Genomic DNA, 17594 nt, shown 5'->3' with positions numbered 1-17594 from the left:
GCGACGTGAGCCAGGGGCGCGTGACCTACGACCTGAACTACAAGATGACGCCACCGGTCATCGTCAGCGGAGAAGGGCTTGAGCAGGGCACCATCGTCCGGCTTCACCGCGACCCCGACAGCCCCGCGCCGGACCGGCTCCGCTCACTGCGGGCCTTCCATCTGCGCGCGGAGGACTGGGCGCCGGTCGCCCGGGTGGTGACGGAGCAGCCGCTGGGGTCACGGCTGAGCGGACGCCCGGCGGTGTACCACGTCCTGGATCCGTACGGCGCCCCGCTCGGGCGGATCACCCTGCGGCGGCGCCGCGCCTTCCGGTGGGGTCGCAAACGCTGGACCGTGGAACCGGCCGCGGGGCCCGTCCTGCACGGGTACGAAGGCCGACTGGTGTGGTGGGCGCTGTGGTGGCCCTTCGGGCTGCCGGTCTATCTCCTCTTCCTGCTCCTGGCCCTGATGGCGGAGATCGACGACGGCTTCCGTCCACCCCGACGCATCACCTGGCGGGACGGCTCCCACCGCGCCCATCTCGTCTTCCGCGCGGTGGCCGAGGACTACCAGTCGCTGCGGCACGAACTGGACCCCCGCCTCGTCCACGCCCTCATTGGCCTGCACCAGTCCTACGACTGTCCGGAGCAGGCGGGGTCGGGCGGCTGGTACGGCATATGAGCGTGCAGCGGTCAGCCCTCCACCCTGATCCCCCACTCCATCGCCAGCACCGGTGCCAGATCGAGCAGTTGCGCCGTACTGATCACCGCCCCCGACAGCCGGTCGAGACCCCGGCTGATCTCCAGCGACGCGGCCCCGCGCAGGTCGACGTCCACGAGGGTCGCCGCATGCAGGTCGGCCCCCTTCAGGGCGCAGTCCACGAACTCCACCCGCTCCAGGCGGGCGCCCCCGAAGTCCGGCTCGACGAGGACACAGCCCTCGAAGACGACGTCTCTGAGCCGGGCCGTGCGCAGATTCAGATAGTCGATCTTGCCGCCGCGGATCAGCACCCGCTCCAGCACCGCCCCGTGCAACTGCGGTCCGCCTAGGCGGGCGTCGGTCAGCTCCACGTCCCGCAGGGTCGCCTCGGCGAGGTCGGTGCCGACGCCCCGGACGCCGGTGAGGGCCGAGTCCAGGAACCGGGCATGCCGCAGCCGGGTCTCGTCCAGCGCGCAGCCCGTCAGCGCACAGTCCATGAAACGGGCCCCCGCCCCGTCCTGCCCGGTGAGATCCGCGTCCTTGAACTCCAGCCCGTCGTAGTCCCCGTCCGGCTCCAGCCCACCGCCCCCGTACGGCTCCAGCCCGGGCAGCCGCACCTCCGGTCGCCGCGCGCCCTTCACACCCGTACCGCCCGCCGCTCTCCTCGCCATGCCCCCATGCTGCACCCCACCACTGACAATGCCACCTGACCTGCGCGAACACCGGCCATGTCACATTCCGGGCCCCGCGGGCTGTCGTAATCCCGAAGGCGATCGTCGACCTCAGGCCCCAGGGAGATCCCAGCCATGCACCGCATCACCGTCATCGGCGGAGGCTTCGCCGGACTGACCGCCGCCATCACCGCCGCCGAGGCGGGCGTCAAGGTCACCCTCCACGAAGCCCACCACACCCTCGGCGGGCGGGCCCGCACCGCCGAGGGCCCGTACCGCACGAACGAGGGCCCGCACGCCCTCTACAGCGGCGGCCCGCACTGGGCCTGGCTCAAGCAGCGCGACCTCCTCGGCCCGCTCGCCCCGATCCCGCCCCTGGAAGGTGCCCGGCTACGGCTGCGCCACCACGGCGTGCTGCGCCGCACCCCGCCCTTCCCGATGCTGAAGCTGCTGCGCCGGACCGCCCGGCAGGCGCCCGTAAACGTCGACTTCCTGACCTGGGCGACCGGCATCGCGGGCGAGGAGGGCGCCCGGGCCGCCGCCCACTACTCCGCCGTCGCCCTCTTCCACCACGACCCCGGCTCCCTGTCGGCCGCGTTCGTGCAGGAGCGCCTGCGCCGGGCCACCAAGCTGCCGCCCGAGGCCCACTACCCGCGCGGCGGCTGGGCGAGCCTCATCGACCGGATGGCCGCCCGGGCCTGGAACCTGGGCGTGAGGATGGAGACCCTGTCCCGCGTCGACACGCTCCCCACCGACACGCCCGTCGTCGTCGCCACCTCCCTCGACGCCGCCCGGCGTCTGCTCGGTGACCCCTCCCTGACCTGGCCGAGCGGCCGTACCGCCCTCGTCGACCTGGCCGTGCGCACGCGGCGCGGGGACGCCTTCGCGGTCTCCGACCTGGACGCGCCCGGCTGGCTCGAACGGTTCACCGCCCAGGACCGCGGTCTCGCCCCGGCCGGAGAGCAGCTCATCCAGGGGCAGATCCCCCTCGCCCCGCACGAGTCCAAGGCCGACGGCACGGCCCGCGCCGAGCAGCTGCTCGACCTGGGGTTCCCGGGCTGGCGCGAGCGCGTCACCTGGCGGCGCGAGTCCGTCGCGGCGGGCCGTACGGGCGCGGTCGACCTGCCCGGCACCAGCTGGCGCGACCGGCCCGCCGTGGACCGGGGCGACGGTGTCTACCTGGCCGGCGACCAGGTCGCGGCCCCCGGAGTGCTGTCGGAGGTCTCCTTCAACAGCGCCCTGACAGCGGTGTCCCTGGCCCTCGGCCGGCGGGAGCTTGACCTCAAGCAAGCTTGAGGTTGAAGGCTGGGAACCGCCGGGCGCCCGCCCGGCGAGACCACGAGGAGCTCCCATGCACGCCATCCGCCTGCACGCCTTCGGCCCGGCCGAGAACCTCGCCTACGAGCAGGTCGAGGACCCCCGGCCGGGCCCCGGACAGGTCCGTATCGCCGTACGGGCGGCCGGTGTCCACCTCCTGGACGCCGCCCTGCGCGAGGGCATGCGGGGCGGGCCGGCGGCCGAGCGGGCGACCCTGCCCACCGTCCCCGGCCGCGAGGTCGCCGGCGTCGTCGAGTCCCTGGGCGAGGGCGTCGCGGACCTCTGGCTCGGCAAGCGGGTCGTCGCCCACCTCGGCTTCGTCCCCGGCGGATACGCCGAACTGGCCGTCACCGCAGTCGAACGGCTGCACGAGACCCCGGAGAACCTGGACTTCGCCGAGGCCGTCGCCATGATCGGCACGGGCCGTACGGCGATGGGGATACTCCAGTTCGCCGACCTCGGGCCCGGCTCGGTGGCCGTCGTCCCGGCCGCCGCCGGGGGCATCGGCACGCTGCTCGTGCAGTACGCCAAGAACGCCGGCGCGACCGTCATCGGCCTCGCGGGCGGGCCGGAGAAGACCGCCCGCGTGCAGGCGAACGGTGCCGATCTCGCCGTCGACTACCGGGACCCGGCCTGGCCCGCGAAGGTCCGAGCCCACCTCGGCGGCCGGACCGCGACCGTCGTCTTCGACGGCGTCGGCGGCGACGTGGCCCGCGAGGCCGTCGCACTCCTCGGCCCCGGCGGCAAGCACATCGTCTTCGGCTGGTCCGGCCAGGGCATCCTCGACGGCGAGCCCTACCTCGTCGACGGCGTCTCCGAGCAGGTCCTCGGCCCCGCGATGCTGGGGAAGGCCGGCGGCCCCGACCCCCTGCGCACCCTCGAACTGCGCGCCCTCACCGAGGCAGCCACCGGCCGGCTCACCCCGGCCGTACAGCGCTTCCCGCTCCGCGAGGCCGCGGCCGCGCACCGGGCACTGGAGAGCCGGGGCACGACGGGAAAGGTGGTCCTGGAACCCACCCCCGGCTAATTCACATGCCCCACCCATCCCACCCCACTACCGTGCGGAAAGTGATCGACATTCCAAGCGAACTGGCGGCATCACAGGAGAAGTTCAACGGCGAGGCGGGCCGCGCCTTCATCGCCGAGCTGCCGGAGCAGACGGCCCGCTTCCTCGACCGCTGGGAACTGAAACCCGACGGAACGCCCATGCACGGCGTGTCCGCCCTGGTCCTCCCGGTCCTCCGCCCTGACGGCACCCCCGCGGTCCTCAAGCTCCAGATCCTCGACGAGGAGAGCGCAGGCGAACCGGTGGCGCTGCGCGCCTGGGCCGGCGACGGAGCGGTCCGCCTCCTCGACCACGACGAGCCCACCGGCACCATGCTGCTGGAACGCCTCGACGAGACCCGCATGCTGTCCCACCTGCCTGACACCCACCAGGCCGTCGTCACGATCGCGGAGCTCCTCGCCCACCTCACCTCCTTCCCCGCCCCACCCGGCCTGCGCCGCCTCGGCGACATCGCCCGGGCCATGCTCGACCAGACCCCGTGGGCCCTCGACCGCATCCCCGACCCCGAGTCCCGCCGCCTGGTAGCCGACTGCGCGGCCGCTGTACGCGAGGTCGTCGACGAACCCGGCGACCGCCTCCTGCACTGGGACCTGCACTTCGACAACGTCCTCGCGTCCGACCGCGCCCCCTGGCTGGCGATCGACCCCAAGCCCCTGGCCGGCGACCCCGGCTTCGAACTGTGGCCGGCCCTGGACAACCGCTACGACCCCGACGACATCCTCTGGCGCTTCGACGCCATGACCGACACCCTCGCCCTGGACCGCCCCCGAGCCCGGGCCTGGACCCTCGGCCGCCTCCTCCAGAACGCCCTGTGGGACATCGAGGACGACCGCCCCATCGACAAGGCCCAGCTTGAGATCGCCCGCCGCCTGCGCACCCCATGAATCCGCAGCCCACGAAAAAGCCCAGGCCCGGATAGATCCGGCCTGGGCGGTGAAGAGCCCCCTGTCGGATTCGAACCGACGACCTACGCATTACAAGTGCGTTGCTCTGGCCATCTGAGCTAAGGAGGCCCGTACGGGTGTGCACCCGCACGTGCCCGAGCAGTGTACCCAGGTCCCCGAGGGGCCCCGTCGAAAATTTCCGCGAAGTTCACAGGCCCGGAGGTACTGACAGACCAGGTGAACGCCAGGTACGGTCCTGAGCCAGTTCACACGCGTGGACTACACCACAACGGACTTCCCGTCGTGGCACCGCCTTCCTACTCGGATCGTCCGGCACGTTCCTGCCGGTAGAAGGGGTTCGTTCATCATGGCCACTGTCTCGTTCGACAAGGCGACCCGGATCTACCCGGGCACCGAAAAGCCCGCTGTTGACGCGCTGGAGATCGACATCGAGGACGGCGAGTTCCTCGTCCTCGTCGGCCCGTCCGGCTGCGGCAAGTCCACCTCGCTCCGCATGCTCGCGGGGCTCGAGGACGTCAACGCCGGCACCATCCGCATCGGCGACCGCGACGTCACCCACCTGCCGCCGAAGGACCGGGACATCGCCATGGTGTTCCAGAACTACGCGCTCTACCCGCACATGACCGTCGCCGACAACATGGGCTTCGCGCTCAAGATCGCCGGCGTCAACAAGGCGGAGATCCGGCAGAAGGTCGAGGAGGCCGCGAAGATCCTCGACCTCACCGACTACCTGGACCGCAAGCCGAAGGCGCTCTCCGGCGGTCAGCGCCAGCGTGTCGCCATGGGCCGCGCCATCGTGCGTGAGCCGCAGGTGTTCCTCATGGACGAGCCGCTTTCCAACCTGGACGCCAAGCTCCGCGTCAGCACCCGTACGCAGATCGCGAGCCTGCAGCGCCGCCTCGGCATCACCACCGTCTACGTCACCCACGACCAGGTCGAGGCCATGACGATGGGCGACCGCGTGGCGGTCCTCAAGGACGGTCTGCTCCAGCAGATCGACACCCCGCGCAACATGTACGACAAGCCCAACAACCTCTTCGTGGCCGGCTTCATCGGCTCCCCCGCGATGAACCTGGTCGAGGTGCCGATCACCGACGGCGGCGTGAAGTTCGGCAAGTCGGTCGTACCGGTGCAGCGCGACGCGATCGCCGCCGCCACCGACAAGACCGTCACGGTCGGCGTCCGCCCCGAGCACTTCGAGGTGTCGGACGCCGAGCAGGGCCTCGCGGTCACCGTCAACGTCGTCGAGGAGCTCGGCGCCGACGCCTACGTCTACGGCACCGCGAAGGTCGGCGACGAATCCAAGGACCTCGTCGTCCGCGTCAGCGGCCGTGACGTCCCGGAGAAGGGCAGCCAGCTGCACATCGTGCCCCGCTCCGGCGAGACCCACGTGTTCTCGACGTCGACCGGCGCCCGCCTGTCCGACTGACGGCAACCGCAAACACACAACCCCGGGTAATTCACCCAGGTTGACGAAGAAGGCCCCGCAGAGCGCTGCGGGGCCTTTCTCGTTGTCGACAAATACCCCGGCAGACCGGACGTTTCGAGCAGTGTGCGTCAACGCCCTACCCAAAAAAGGGCCCTCTCTCATCCCCCGAACCGGTGACTAAATGTCTACAAACCATTACCCCGCGCTACCCTCACACGCGTGAAGCACTCCACTACCCAACAGACGCGACGCGGCCGGGGCCCCGCCCGCCGGATCGGCCGCACCCTCGCTTTCGTCCTGCCCGTCGTCCTGGTGCTCTCCGGGACCCTCGCGGTGAGCCGAGTCAACTGGTCGGGGGGCTCCTCCGACCCGGTGCTCACCGCGGCGGACACCTCCACGTCCGCCGGCACCTCGCGTGCCGCCAAGCGCGCCCCGCAGGACGTCCTGCGGGACAAGCTGCTGACCGAGCTGCAGCAGGAGAACCCGGGCGTCGCCCTCACCCACCTCCAGCAAGCCGTGCACGACCGTCCGACGCTGGCCCGGCACTGCGCGTCCATCGCCCGCGCCCTCGGCCAGGCCGCCGTCCGGGTCTACGGCCCGACGCGCGCCCAGTCCTACGCACGCCCGGTCTGCGACACCGCCTTCGCCACCGGCGTCGCCGCGGCACACAGCTGAGCGCACCGCCCTGCCACCGGGTGGGGAGCCGACAGCGGCAGACGCGGGGAACCCCTCGTCCGCCGCGGTCCCAGGGCGGGACGCCCCGTACAGTTCGGTCTCATGAGCGATCCGAGCGCCGCGTCCCGCCCCGTTCAAGCCGTCGTTCTGGCCGGCGGCCAGGGCTCCCGGCTGCGTCCGTACACCGACGACCGGCCCAAGCCGATGGTCGAGATCCCCGGGACGGGGACGCCGATCATCGGCCATCAGCTGTCCTGGCTCGCCGAGGAGGGCGTGACGGACGTGGTGGTCTCCTGCGGCCACCTCGCCGATGTGCTGCAGAAGTGGCTGGACACGGCCGATCTGCCCGTCTCCGTCATAACGGTCGTGGAGTCGGAGCCCCTCGGCCGCGGCGGCGGCCTCAAGTACGCCGCGGCTCATCTGCCCCACCCGGACCAGCCCTGGTACGCCACGAACGGCGATATCTGGACCAGGTTCTCGCTGCGTGACATGGCCGACTTCCACACCGAGCGGGACGCGGTCGCGACACTCGCCCTGGCCCGGCCCCGCCTGCCGTGGGGCGCGGTGAAGACCGACGGCTTCGGCCACATCACCGACTTCATCGAGGCCCCGCCGTCGACCTTCGAGATCAACGCGGGTGTCTACGTCTTCTCCCCCGAGTTCGCGGAGCTGCTGCCGCAGCGGGGCGACCATGAGCGTACGACGTTCCCCCGCCTGGCCCGGGAGCAGCGGCTTGCCGGGTTCACGATCCCGCAGGGGTCCTACTGGCGTGCCATCGACACCGCGAAGGACCTGACGGAAGCGGCGAAGGAACTGGCCGCGCAGGGGCGCTGAGAGCGAGACAAACGAGGGAGGGCCCGCACCTGATGGTGTGCGGGCCCTCCCTCGCTTCGGGTCGGCCTGCTAGCCCAGCAGGCCGCCCACCAGGCCCGGCTGGCCCGAGGAGGAGCCGTCGCCGGTGCCGCCGGTCGAGCCGGAGCCGCCCGTCGCGGAGCCGCCGGACGTGGGGCCGGAGGTCGTGCTCGGGGCCTCGTCGGCCGGGGAGGACTGCCGGGGCGGGGCCTGGCCCGCGCTGCCCTGGGTCTGGCTGGGCGAACCGCCGGTGACGGTGCCGCTGCCCCGGGTGGCGCCCGGCCGGGTCGTGGTGCCCGCGCTGGGGCTGGCCGAGCCGGCCGTGGCGCCCTGGGTGGGCGACGAGGAGGCCGACGGGGTCTTCTTCTCCTGCCGCTCGGGTTCGCCCGGGAGTGGGGAGCCCGGCAGCTCGTTGCGCGGGGCCTCGCCGGGGCCGGGGACGACGACCCGGTCGGCGTCGCGGACGGCGCCGCCGAGCAGCGAGCCGACGAGCAGGGTGAATCCGGTGGCGATGGCGGTGACGAGGGCGCCGCGGCGCAGCACGTAGCTGCGCAGGTCCCAGATGTCGGCGCGGGGCCCGAGGCGGCGCCAGGCGCTGCCGGCCAGCCGGCCGTCGACGGAGTAGACGGGGGCGCCGGCGATGATCAGCGGGGACCAGGCGGCGAGGTAGATGATGTCGGGCGTCTCGTAGGCGGGGACGCTCTTCCAGCTGACGGTGACGAGCAGCGCGGCCGAGAGCAGGGCACCGAAGGCGGCGGCGACGCGCTGCCAGCAGCCCAGGACCGTCAGGACACCGACGATGACCTGAGCGAAGGCGATGACCAGCCCGGCGCCGACCGGGTGCTGCAGGGCGAACTGGCGCAGGGGCTCGGCGACTTCCCAGGGGTGCAGGGTGTTGAGCCACTTGACCATGGAGCCGCGCTTGCCGCCGTCGAAGTAGACAGGGTCGCACAGCTTGCCCATGCCGGCGTAGACGGAGATGAAGCCGAGGAACACGCGCAGCGGGAGCAGGACGACGCCGAGGTTCATCCGGCGGCCCGGGTAGTAGGCGTGCCGGGCCGGGTCGTCGGCGTGGCGCCTGGGGGTCCGCCCGGTCCCGTCCGCGCCGGGGGTGAGGTCCTCGAAGTCCTCTTCCGCGTAGGCGGGTTCGTCGTAGGCGCTGCCGACGGTGCGCATGGGGGGCAGCAGCCGGGTGCCGTCGGAGTGGGTGCGCTGGGGGCCTACGACGGGGGTCTCGACCGTCTGGTCGAGGTCGTCCTCGTATCCGGCGCCGTAGCCGTCGCCCGGGTATCCCGTGCCGCCGTAGCCCGTGCTCCCCTGGCCGGTGCCCGGGCGGGCCATGACCTGGGTGGCACCGGCGTCGGCGGCGGACTCCTCCACGTGGCGGACGCTCTCGTGCCGTACGGCCTGAAGGAGCCGGTGCGCGCCGGTGTCGTCGGGCGCGGATCTGCCGCTCCAGACGACGGGCCGGCGGCGGGCGGTGGCCCCGTCCGCCTGGCCCCCGGCGGTGGTGACGGGGATGCGGGCGGTGTCCTCGCTGGCGGTCAGGTGCCGTGCGACCCGTGGGGACTGGACGCGACGCGTCGAGACGCCCAACTGCACGCGGAAAGACGCGTGATTGACGATGACCTGCGCCGGGTCGCTCGGCACCTTCACCATGCTCAGCGCGGGAGCGTCGTCGAGTCCCGACGAGCGGTCCCCCGTGGGAGTGCGGGGTGTTCTGGTGTCCACACTCATCTAACCGAGTGACGTCGCGATAGGACACTGCTTTGACTGGCCGGATCTGTCCGGACCCCGTCAAGCTTGTCCTTGCCGCCCCGGCACCCCCCGAATTACCCCATACGGGTGAAGCGCCGGATGCCTGTTCAGCGACGTCGGCGAGCCGCCTCGTACAGCACGATCCCCGCCGCCACACCGGCGTTGAGCGACTCGGTGCCGCCCGGCATGGGGATCCGCACCCGGTAGTCGCACGTCTCGCCGACCAGTCGGCCCAGTCCCTTGCCCTCGCTCCCGACGACGATGACGACGGGCCCGCCCAGGGCCTCGAGATCGCCGAGCTCGGCCTCACCGTCGGCGGCGAGGCCGACGACCACGACGCCGGCCTTCTTGTACTGCTCCAGCGTGCGCGTCAGGTTGGTGGCGCGGGCGACGGGTGTACGGGCGGCGGCACCGGCGGACGTCTTCCAGGCACCGGCGGTCATCCCGGCGGCGCGCCGCTCGGGCACGACGACGCCGTGCCCGCCGAAGGCCGAGACGGACCGGACGACCGCGCCGAGGTTGCGCGGGTCGGTCACCCCGTCGAGCGCGACGATCAGCGGGTCCACGCCCTCGTCGGCGGCGGCAGCGGCCAGGTCCTCGGGGTGTGCGTACTCGTACGGCGGGACCTGGAGCACGAGGCCCTGGTGGTTCAGCCCGTTCGTCATCCGGTCGAGCTCGGGGCGCGGCGCCTCCATGAGGTTGATGCCCCCGCGCTCGGCGGCGAGTTGCAGGGCCTCGCGCACCCGCTCGTCGCTGTCGATGAACTGCTGCACGTACAGCGTGGAGGCCGGCACGCCCTCGCGCAGCGCCTCGACGACGGAGTTGCGCCCGACGACGAGTTCGGAGGTGCCCTTGGCGCGCGGGCCCTTGGTACGGCTCTGCGCGCGGCGCGACTTGGCCTGGGCGGCGCGCTGCTTGGCGTGTCCCTTGCGCGCTTCGGCGGGCGGCGTCGGCCCCTTGCCTTCCAGGCCCCGGCGCCGCTTGCCGCCACTGCCGACCTGCGCGCCCTTCTTGCCGGACATGCGGCGGTTGTTCGCGGCCATGAGCTACCCGTCTCCGTGAAGTGGTTCGTACGTACGTCTGCGTACGTCTGTTACGTCTGTGCCTGTTACGTCTATGCAGTGTGCCGCCCGGAGGCCCGAGCGGCACAGTCGATCAGCCGTGGGCCTTGTCTCAGCGCGGGCCGAGGCTCCAGCGCGGGCCCTGCGGGCTGTCCTCGATGACCAGTCCGGACTGGCCGAGCTGGTCGCGGATGGCGTCCGCGGTGGGCCAGTCCTTGCGGGCCCGGGCGGCCTCGCGCTGGTCGAGAACCATGCGCACGAGCGTGTCGACCACGCCGTGCAGGTCCTCCCCACGGTCGCCCTCCCCGGCCCAGTGCTCGTCGAGCGGGTCGAGGCCGAGGACGCCGAGCATCGCGCGCACCTCGGCGAGCCGGGCCACGGCGGCTTCCTTGTCGTCGGCGGCCAGCGCGCTGTTGCCCTGCCGGACGGTGGTGTGCACCACGGCGAGCGCCTGGGGCACGCCCAGGTCGTCGTCCATGGCCTCGGCGAAGGCGAGCGGCACCTCGGCGGAGGGCTCGACGACGCCGGCCTTCTCCACCACGCGCTGCACGAAGCCCTCGATCCGCGCGAACGCCGACTCGGCCTCGCGCAGCGCCTCCTCGCTGTACTCGATCATCGAGCGGTAGTGCGGGGTGCCGAGGTAGTAGCGCAGCACGATGGGCCGCCAGCGCTTGACCATCTCGCTGACCAGAACCGAGTTGCCGAGCGACTTGGACATCTTCTCGCCGCTCATGGTGACCCAGGCGTTGTGCACCCAGTACCGCGCGAATGTGTCGCCGTAGGCCTTGGCCTGGGCGATCTCGTTCTCGTGGTGCGGGAAGACCAGGTCGAGGCCGCCGCCGTGGATGTCGAAGGCGGTGCCGAGGTACTTGTGCGCCATCGCCGAGCACTCCAGGTGCCAGCCCGGGCGGCCGCGGCCCCACGGCGTCTCCCAGCTGGGCTCCCCCGGCTTCGCCGCCTTCCACATGGCGAAGTCCCGCGGGTCGCGCTTGCCGGTCTCGCCGGCGCCGGACGGCTGCTGGAGGTTGTCCAGCTCCTGGTTGGACAGCTCCAGGTAGCCCGGGAAGGAGCGCACGTCGAAGTAGACGTTGCCGTCGGCCTCGTAGGCGTGCCCGCGCTCGATGAGGCCGCGCATCATCTCGACCATCTCGGTGATGTGGCCGGTGGCACGCGGCTCGTAGGTCGGCGGGAGGCAGCCGAGGGCGTGGTAGCCGTCGTTGAACGCGCGCTCGTTCTCGTAGCCGATGGCCCACCAGGGGCGGTTCTGGTCGGCCGACTTGGCGATGATCTTGTCGTCGATGTCGGTGACGTTCCGCACGAACGTGACGTCGTAGCCGCGGTAGGCGAACCAGCGGCGCAGGATGTCGAAGTTCAGGCCGGAGCGGATGTGGCCGATGTGCGGGGCGGCCTGCACGGTGGCACCACACAGGTAGATCGAGACGCAACCCGGCTGGAGCGGGGTGAAGTCACGGATCTGCCGGGCGCTGGTGTCGTACAGGCGAATAGTCACGACACCAGGGTAGTAGGCCGTGGCGTATGTACGGCACCGTTCTGGGGTGCGTGTGCGTGGGGGGGTGTCGCGCCCTCGCGGCGGGAGCCGCAAATCAGACACAGCCCCGCGCCCCCAACAGTCGGACCGGTCATCCCCGCTTCACGACCAGCGCCGTTGCCACCGCCATGAGGCCCTCGTCGCGTCCGGGGAAGCCGAGGCCGTCCGTTGTCGCCCCCGACACCGACACCGGCGCGCCTGCCGCCTCCGACAACAGCTTCTGCGCTTCGTCCCGCCGCTTTCCGATCTTCGGTCGCGGGCCCACCACCTGTACGGCGATGTTGCCGATGCGGAAGCCGGCCTCGGTGACGATGCGGGCCGCCTCCGTCAGGAGGGCGACTCCCGACGCGCCGGACCACTCGGGGCGGCCCGTGCCGAAGTGCCGGCCGAGGTCGCCGAGGCCCGCCGCGGAGAAGAGGGCGTTGCAGGCGGCGTGGGCGACGACGTCCGCGTCGGAGTGGCCCGCGAGGCCCGGTCCCTCGCCCTCCCACTTCAGGCCGGCGCACCACAGCTCGCGGCCCTCCTCGAAGGCGTGGATGTCTGTGCCGATGCCGACCTGGGGAAGCGGAGTCTCGTCAGAAGCCATCGTTGAGCCTCCTGCGGGCCAGGACCGCCTCCGCGAGGACCAGGTCCAGGGGCCGGGTGACCTTGAAGGCCTCCTCGTGCCCGGGCACGGCCACGACCGTGAGGCCGAGCTGCTCGACCATGCCGGCGTCGTCGGTCACCTCGCCGGTCACCGTCTCGTGCGCCCGGACCAGCGTGGCCCGGTCGAAGCCCTGAGGGGTCTGCACCGCACGCAGCAGCGCGCGCTCCGGGGTGGCGACGACCGGCTCCGGTTCGCCGGGGACCCGCGCGGGCTCGACCTGCTTGACGGTGTCGGCGAGCGGCAGCACCGGGACCACGGCCGGGGCACCGTCCCGTACGGCCTCGATCACGGCGTCGACGGTGTCCACCGGCACCAGCGGGCGGGCCGCGTCGTGCACCAGGACGATGTCGTGGCCGGACGGCAGCGCGTCCAGGCCGAGCTTCACGGACTCCTGGCGGGTCTGCCCGCCCGGGACGACGAGGAAGTCCGTCCGCTCGGGCAGCGCGTGCGCGTCGAGCAGCGACTTGACCTCGGCGGCACCGTCGGGCGGGGCCACGACGACGACCAGCGAGACGGCGCGGGAAGCGGCCAGCGCGCGGACCGCGTGGATGAGCATGGGGGTGCCGCTCAGTGCGCGGAGCGCCTTGGGGGCGCCCGGGCCGAGCCGTACACCGCGGCCGGCGGCCGGGATCACGGCCGCCGTACGGGCTGCCGCGGGGGCGGCCGGCGGCGAAGGGCGTGATTCGTCAGACATCGGTTCCTGTCAGGTTTGTGTGCTGGCCTGGCGTGGGTATGGCCTGGAGGAGTGCCGGGCGCGACGCGCTCGACCGGACCCTTCCGTGACGCTGGTCGAGCCGGCTGCCCGGGCCCGGCACGCCAAACAACCGGGGCGTGAGTGATAACACATCCCGGAGTGACGGTGCACCGGCATCCGAGTACGAACATGCCGCAGCGCCCGGCGACAGGGAATTCGTCATCGGGCACCGCGGCATTTCGATGTGCAGCGTTGATCAAGCGTCAAGCAGAGTGCTGATCGACGGGCTTCGCCTCAGGAGGCGAGTACCTCGTCGAGCAGGGCCTCGGCCTTGTCCTCGTTGGTGTTCTCCGCGAGGGCGAGTTCGCTCACCAGAATCTGGCGGGCCTTGGCGAGCATGCGCTTCTCGCCTGCGGAGAGTCCACGCTCGCGCTCACGACGCCACAGGTCACGCACGACTTCCGCGACCTTGATGACATCGCCGGAGGCGAGCTTCTCCAGGTTTGCCTTGTATCGACGGGACCAGTTCGTGGGCTCCTCGGCGTACGGTGCGCGCAGCACCTCGAAGACCCGGTCCAGCCCGTCCTGACCGACCACATCACGCACGCCGACGAACTCCGCATTGTCCGCTGGCACACGCACCGTCAGGTCGCCCTGGGCGACCTTCAGCACCAAGTAGGTCTTGTCCACGCCTTTGATCTGGCGAGTTTCGATGGCCTCGATCAGCGCGGCCCCGTGATGGGGATAGACCACGGTGTCGCCAACCTTGAACGTCATGTGACAGGTACCCCTTCCGTGGCTATCCAGGGTAACACGGAAACTGCGGGTTCTGAATGGCGTTTTCGCAGGTCAGGGCATATCTCGGGGCTTGACAAGTCCGACAGGAACGTGCTTCGCCCAGGGGATGGAAGAAGGTATTCGCAGGTGGGAGCGGCTGTCCGGGCCGAGCGAAACGCGTACGTTACACACATCCGAAGCACCCTCCAGATGGCCGAACATCCCGATATGTCCCGTTCCGTATGATCGACTTCCGCTACTCCGTTCGGTGGCCCGAGCGGGGTTCCGGTCGAATCCGGAATTGATCACGAGGCTTCCCGGCGAGCCGTCGGTGATCAATTCCGAGGTGGTCCGCGCATTCCTTCACGGAAGTTTTGCGGTACTGCCCGGGGCTCTTATGTGAATGCCGGACGAGCACTCCGCCAATGTGACCCGGGAGTCACACGTGACGCAGGAGTCAGTTCTGAGGCAGGCCGGATCAGAGGTGCCGGGGGGTCGGGTGCGGCGGTGCGGGAACGGCTCGGTAACCTGAGGCCTGCTGACACACACTTAGGGCGGCTTTATCGGCCGCTCTGCTCGAGTCAAGGAGTTGCCGCCGCCGTGAGCAGCAGCCTTCGACGCGGCGCCCTCGCCGCTGTCGCCGTCGCGTTCTCGATCGCCTCGCTCGCCGCGTGCGGCGCCGGCAACAACGCACAGACACTGGAGATCAAGCCGGACAACGCGGCGACCAGCGTCGGCGACATCAAGATCCAGAACGCCGTCGTGATCACCCAGCCCGACCTCGAGTCGACCGGCCCGGCCGCGATCTCCGCGACCTTCTTCAACTCCGGCAAGACCGCCGAGACGCTGGAGTCCATCACCCTCCCGGGCACCGGCAAGAGCGCCGAGCTCAAGCCCGCCAAGGGCGGCAGCCTCAGCATCCCGGCCGGCGGCTCGCTGATCCTGGGCGGCAAGGGCAACGCCATCGCCACCCTGCCGAGCAGCCGCGAGGCCGTCCAGGACGGCAACGCCCAGAAGGTCACCTTCACCTTCAGCAAGACCGGTGACGTGAGCCTGCGCGCCTTCGTCGTCCCCGCCGAGCACTACTTCACCGAGTGGGGCCCGAGCGAGGTCCCGGCCGCGCCGGGCGCGTCGGGCGCCCCGTCCGGTTCGCCGTCGGGTTCGCCGGCCGAGGGCGAGTCCGGCTCGCCGGCCGGGACGGAGAGCCCCGCCGCCGGTGAGACCCCGGGCGGCCACGAGGAGTCGCCGGCCACGCCGACCGACGCGGCTTCGGCCAGCGCGACGGGCGGCGCGGGCGCCGGGCACTGAGCGGCCGTAGACGTCGCAAGAGTCGTAGAAGGGGCGGGACCTCCTGGAGGTCCCGCCCCTTCTGTTTCCGTCTGTTCCGTCGCCGGCGTGCGGCTCACGGCTCCGGCTTCGCGGCCTACGGCTCGAACTTGTAGCCCAGGCCGCGGACCGTCACCAGGTAGCGCGGGGCGCCCGGGTCCGGCTCGATCTTGGCGCGCAGGCGCTTGACGTGGACGTCGAGGGTCTTGGTGTCACCGACGTAGTCGGCGCCCCAGACCCGGTCGATGAGCTGCATCCGGGTCAGCACGCGCCCGGCGTTGCGCAGCAGCATCTCCAGCAGGTCGAACTCCTTCAGCGGCAGGTCGATCTTGGTGCCGCCGACGGTGACCACATGCCGGTCGACGTCCATGCGGACCGGCCCGGCCTCCAGCGCGGCCGGGGTCACCTCCTCGGGCTCGCCGCGGCGGCGCAGGACGGCCCGGATGCGGGCGACCAGCTCGCGCGAGGAGAACGGCTTGGTGACGTAGTCGTCGGCTCCTATCTCCAGGCCTACGACCTTGTCGATCTCGCTGTCCTTGGCGGTCACCATGATGACGGGGACATTGGAGCGGCCGCGCAGCTGGCGGCACACTTCGGTGCCCGGCAGGCCGGGCAGCATCAGGTCGAGGAGGACGAGGTCGGCGCCGTTGCGCTCGAACTCGTCGAGTCCGTCGGGGCCCGTGGTCGCGACCGCGACCTCGAAGCCCTCCTTGCGGAGCATGTACGACAGGGCGTCGGAGAAGGACTCCTCGTCCTCGACGACGAGCACTCGGGTCACGGAAGGACCTCCGGGGCGGGAAGCGTTTCGTACGCGGTTGATTCGGGGGATGTGGGGGTGGACCGCCCGGCCTCCTCGTCGAGGCCCGCGCCTCCTGCGCGTTCATCTCGGGCGGGCTGCTGATGTGCGCGGTCGCGGGCCGCACCGGCCTCCGGCAGCCGCAGGGTGAAGGTGGAGCCCTGGTTCTCGGCACTCCACACCGAGACCTCCCCGCCGTGCGAGGCGGCCACGTGCTTCACGATCGCCAGCCCCAGTCCCGTGCCACCGGTGGCACGGGAGCGAGCGGGGTCGACGCGGTAGAAGCGCTCGAAGATGCGCTCCTTGTCCTTGTCGGAGATGCCGATGCCCTGGTCGGTCACGGCGATCTCGATGTGCTCCCCGCCGGACGCGTTCACCCTGCGGGCGGCTATGCCGACGCGGGTACGGGCGGGCGAGTAGTTGACCGCGTTCTCGACGAGGTTGCCGAGTGCGGCGGCGAGCTGGCCGCGGTTTCCCCATACGTGCAGGTCGGCGGTGCCGCCCGCGGCCATGGTGATCTGTTTGGTGCCGGCCTGGTGCCGGCAGCGGTCGATGGCCTCGGCGACGAGTTCGTCGACGCGGACCGGTTCGGCGTCCTCCAGCGGGTCGTCGTTCTGCACCCGCGACAGGTCGATGAGCTCCTGGACCAGGCTGGTCAGCCGGGTGGCCTCTATCTGCATGCGCCCGGCGAACCGCTCGACGGCCTCGGGGTCGTCGGAGGCGTCCATGACGGCCTCGGACAGCAGGGAGAGGGCGCCGACCGGGGTCTTCAGCTCGTGGCTCACGTTGGCGACGAAGTCGCGCCGGACCGCCTCGATGCGGCGGGCCTCGGTGAGGTCCTCGACGAGCAGCAGCACCAGCCGGGAGCCGAGCGGCGCCACCCGCGCGGAGACGGCCAGGGCCTCGCCGCGTCCGGTACCGCGCCGCGGCAGATCCAGCTCCACCTGGCGTATCTCCCCGTCGCGCCTGGTGTCCCGGGCCATCTGCAGCATCGGCTCGACGGCGAGCTTGCCGCCGCGGACCAGCCCGAGGGCGTACGCCGCCGAGCTCGCCTTGACCACGGCGTCCGCCTCGTCGAGCACCACGGCGGAGGACCTGAGCACCGAAAGAACGGTGTCCACACCCGGCGGAAGCACCGGGTCCGTGTGCAGGGAGGTACGTGTGGGGCGCTTCTGCTCGCGCTCGCTCCACCGGAACGCCAGCATGGCGATGACACCGGTGAGCACCCCGGCGATCGCTGCCACTGCGGCGACCGCCGCGTTCACGTCCATGCACCCAGGTTAGGCATGGCTCGGGCGCGGGCCACAGCCGTCGGACTGCGACCTCGAACACTCGTCGCCCAGAGTTCACCTTGGAGCCAGTATTGGTTCATTTGGGATGACTGAAACGGAC

General features: G+C 71.5%; 17 protein-coding genes and 1 tRNA gene. 8 read left to right on the top strand and 10 right to left on the bottom strand.

Annotated elements, in window-relative coordinates; genetic code table 11:
• Positions 1-5: 5 nt before the first annotated feature.
• Entirely contained in the window at positions 6-662 is a 657-nt protein-coding gene (locus ACFT32_RS28770) for a hypothetical protein (protein ID WP_382495024.1), read from the top strand.
• A gap of 11 nt (positions 663-673) precedes the next feature.
• Here the strand turns inward: ACFT32_RS28770 and ACFT32_RS28765 are convergent, their stop codons facing one another.
• Positions 674-1351: a pentapeptide repeat-containing protein gene (locus ACFT32_RS28765; protein WP_382495021.1), complete on the bottom strand. Its 678-nt coding sequence runs from the start codon at positions 1349-1351 to the stop codon at positions 674-676.
• Positions 1352-1486: 135 nt separating this feature from the next.
• Here ACFT32_RS28765 and ACFT32_RS28760 point away from each other — a divergent pair, with 135 nt between their 5' ends.
• Genes ACFT32_RS28760 through ACFT32_RS28750 form a run of 3 tightly spaced genes read left to right on the top strand, consistent with a single transcriptional unit; the run spans position 1487 to position 4618 of the window.
• On the top strand, positions 1487-2647 hold the full coding sequence (locus tag ACFT32_RS28760) for an FAD-dependent oxidoreductase (protein ID WP_382495018.1): 1161 nt from the start codon (positions 1487-1489) through the stop codon (positions 2645-2647).
• 55 nt (positions 2648-2702) lie between these two features.
• Positions 2703-3695 (top strand): zinc-binding dehydrogenase, encoded by a 993-nt coding sequence (locus tag ACFT32_RS28755; protein ID WP_382495016.1) that lies wholly within the window; start codon positions 2703-2705, stop codon positions 3693-3695.
• 5 nt (positions 3696-3700) lie between these two features.
• Positions 3701-4618: an aminoglycoside phosphotransferase family protein gene (locus ACFT32_RS28750; protein WP_382495013.1), complete on the top strand. Its 918-nt coding sequence runs from the start codon at positions 3701-3703 to the stop codon at positions 4616-4618.
• A gap of 55 nt (positions 4619-4673) precedes the next feature.
• Here ACFT32_RS28750 and ACFT32_RS28745 read toward each other — a convergent pair.
• Positions 4674-4747 (bottom strand) — tRNA-Thr (locus ACFT32_RS28745).
• 238 nt (positions 4748-4985) lie between these two features.
• Here ACFT32_RS28745 and ACFT32_RS28740 point away from each other — a divergent pair.
• The 3 genes from ACFT32_RS28740 to ACFT32_RS28730 all read left to right on the top strand — a co-directional run bounded on the left by ACFT32_RS28740 (position 4986) and on the right by ACFT32_RS28730 (position 7577).
• The gene (locus ACFT32_RS28740; RefSeq protein WP_382495011.1) at positions 4986-6068 is read left to right on the top strand and encodes an ABC transporter ATP-binding protein; all 1083 of its coding nucleotides are present in this window, start codon (positions 4986-4988) and stop codon (positions 6066-6068) included.
• A 219-nt stretch (positions 6069-6287) separates the two neighbouring features.
• A complete protein-coding gene (locus tag ACFT32_RS28735) occupies positions 6288-6743 on the top strand; it encodes a hypothetical protein (protein ID WP_382495008.1) in 456 nt (151 codons plus the stop codon).
• A gap of 102 nt (positions 6744-6845) precedes the next feature.
• The gene (locus ACFT32_RS28730; protein ID WP_382495005.1) at positions 6846-7577 is read left to right on the top strand and encodes an NDP-sugar synthase; all 732 of its coding nucleotides are present in this window, start codon (positions 6846-6848) and stop codon (positions 7575-7577) included.
• Between the two features lie 69 nt (positions 7578-7646).
• Here the strand turns inward: ACFT32_RS28730 and ACFT32_RS28725 are convergent, their stop codons facing one another.
• The 6 genes from ACFT32_RS28725 to ACFT32_RS28700 form a co-directional block, all read right to left on the bottom strand.
• Entirely contained in the window at positions 7647-9332 is a 1686-nt protein-coding gene (locus ACFT32_RS28725; protein WP_382495002.1) for a DoxX family membrane protein, read from the bottom strand.
• 128 nt (positions 9333-9460) lie between these two features.
• Entirely contained in the window at positions 9461-10396 is a 936-nt protein-coding gene (rlmB, locus tag ACFT32_RS28720; RefSeq protein WP_382495000.1) for a 23S rRNA (guanosine(2251)-2'-O)-methyltransferase RlmB, read from the bottom strand.
• Positions 10397-10526: 130 nt separating this feature from the next.
• Positions 10527-11924 carry a cysteine--tRNA ligase gene (gene cysS / locus ACFT32_RS28715; protein WP_382494997.1) on the bottom strand — a complete coding sequence of 466 codons (1398 nt, stop codon included), beginning with the start codon at positions 11922-11924 and terminating at the stop codon, positions 10527-10529.
• 130 nt (positions 11925-12054) lie between these two features.
• A complete protein-coding gene (gene ispF / locus ACFT32_RS28710) occupies positions 12055-12549 on the bottom strand; it encodes a 2-C-methyl-D-erythritol 2,4-cyclodiphosphate synthase (RefSeq protein WP_382494994.1) in 495 nt (164 codons plus the stop codon).
• The gene (gene ispD, locus ACFT32_RS28705; protein WP_382494991.1) at positions 12539-13303 is read right to left on the bottom strand and encodes a 2-C-methyl-D-erythritol 4-phosphate cytidylyltransferase; all 765 of its coding nucleotides are present in this window, start codon (positions 13301-13303) and stop codon (positions 12539-12541) included. Before ispD ends, ispF begins: the two co-directional genes overlap by 11 nt.
• A 294-nt stretch (positions 13304-13597) precedes the next feature.
• Complete coding sequence (locus ACFT32_RS28700) at positions 13598-14080, bottom strand: CarD family transcriptional regulator (RefSeq protein WP_003953493.1); 483 nt, start codon at positions 14078-14080, stop codon at positions 13598-13600.
• 600 nt (positions 14081-14680) lie between these two features.
• Between ACFT32_RS28700 and ACFT32_RS28695 the strand changes: the two genes are divergently transcribed.
• Complete coding sequence (locus tag ACFT32_RS28695) at positions 14681-15388, top strand: DUF461 domain-containing protein (RefSeq protein ID WP_382494989.1); 708 nt, start codon at positions 14681-14683, stop codon at positions 15386-15388.
• A 115-nt stretch (positions 15389-15503) separates the two neighbouring features.
• On the opposite strand, the gene ACFT32_RS28690 is transcribed toward ACFT32_RS28695, so the two are convergent.
• Together ACFT32_RS28690 and ACFT32_RS28685 are read right to left on the bottom strand one after the other, a co-directional pair.
• Entirely contained in the window at positions 15504-16184 is a 681-nt protein-coding gene (locus ACFT32_RS28690) for a response regulator transcription factor (protein WP_030243122.1), read from the bottom strand.
• Positions 16181-17473, bottom strand: a complete 1293-nt coding sequence (locus ACFT32_RS28685; protein WP_382494985.1) for a sensor histidine kinase — start codon at positions 17471-17473, stop codon at positions 16181-16183. The genes ACFT32_RS28690 and ACFT32_RS28685 overlap by 4 nt, the downstream gene beginning before the upstream one ends.
• Between the last annotated feature and the right edge of the window lie 121 nt (positions 17474-17594).

Source organism: Streptomyces sp. NPDC057002, from assembly GCF_042673825.1.
In the GTDB taxonomy this organism is placed as follows: domain Bacteria; phylum Actinomycetota; class Actinomycetes; order Streptomycetales; family Streptomycetaceae; genus Streptomyces.
This window is presented reverse-complemented; position numbering and strand designations above follow the sequence as displayed.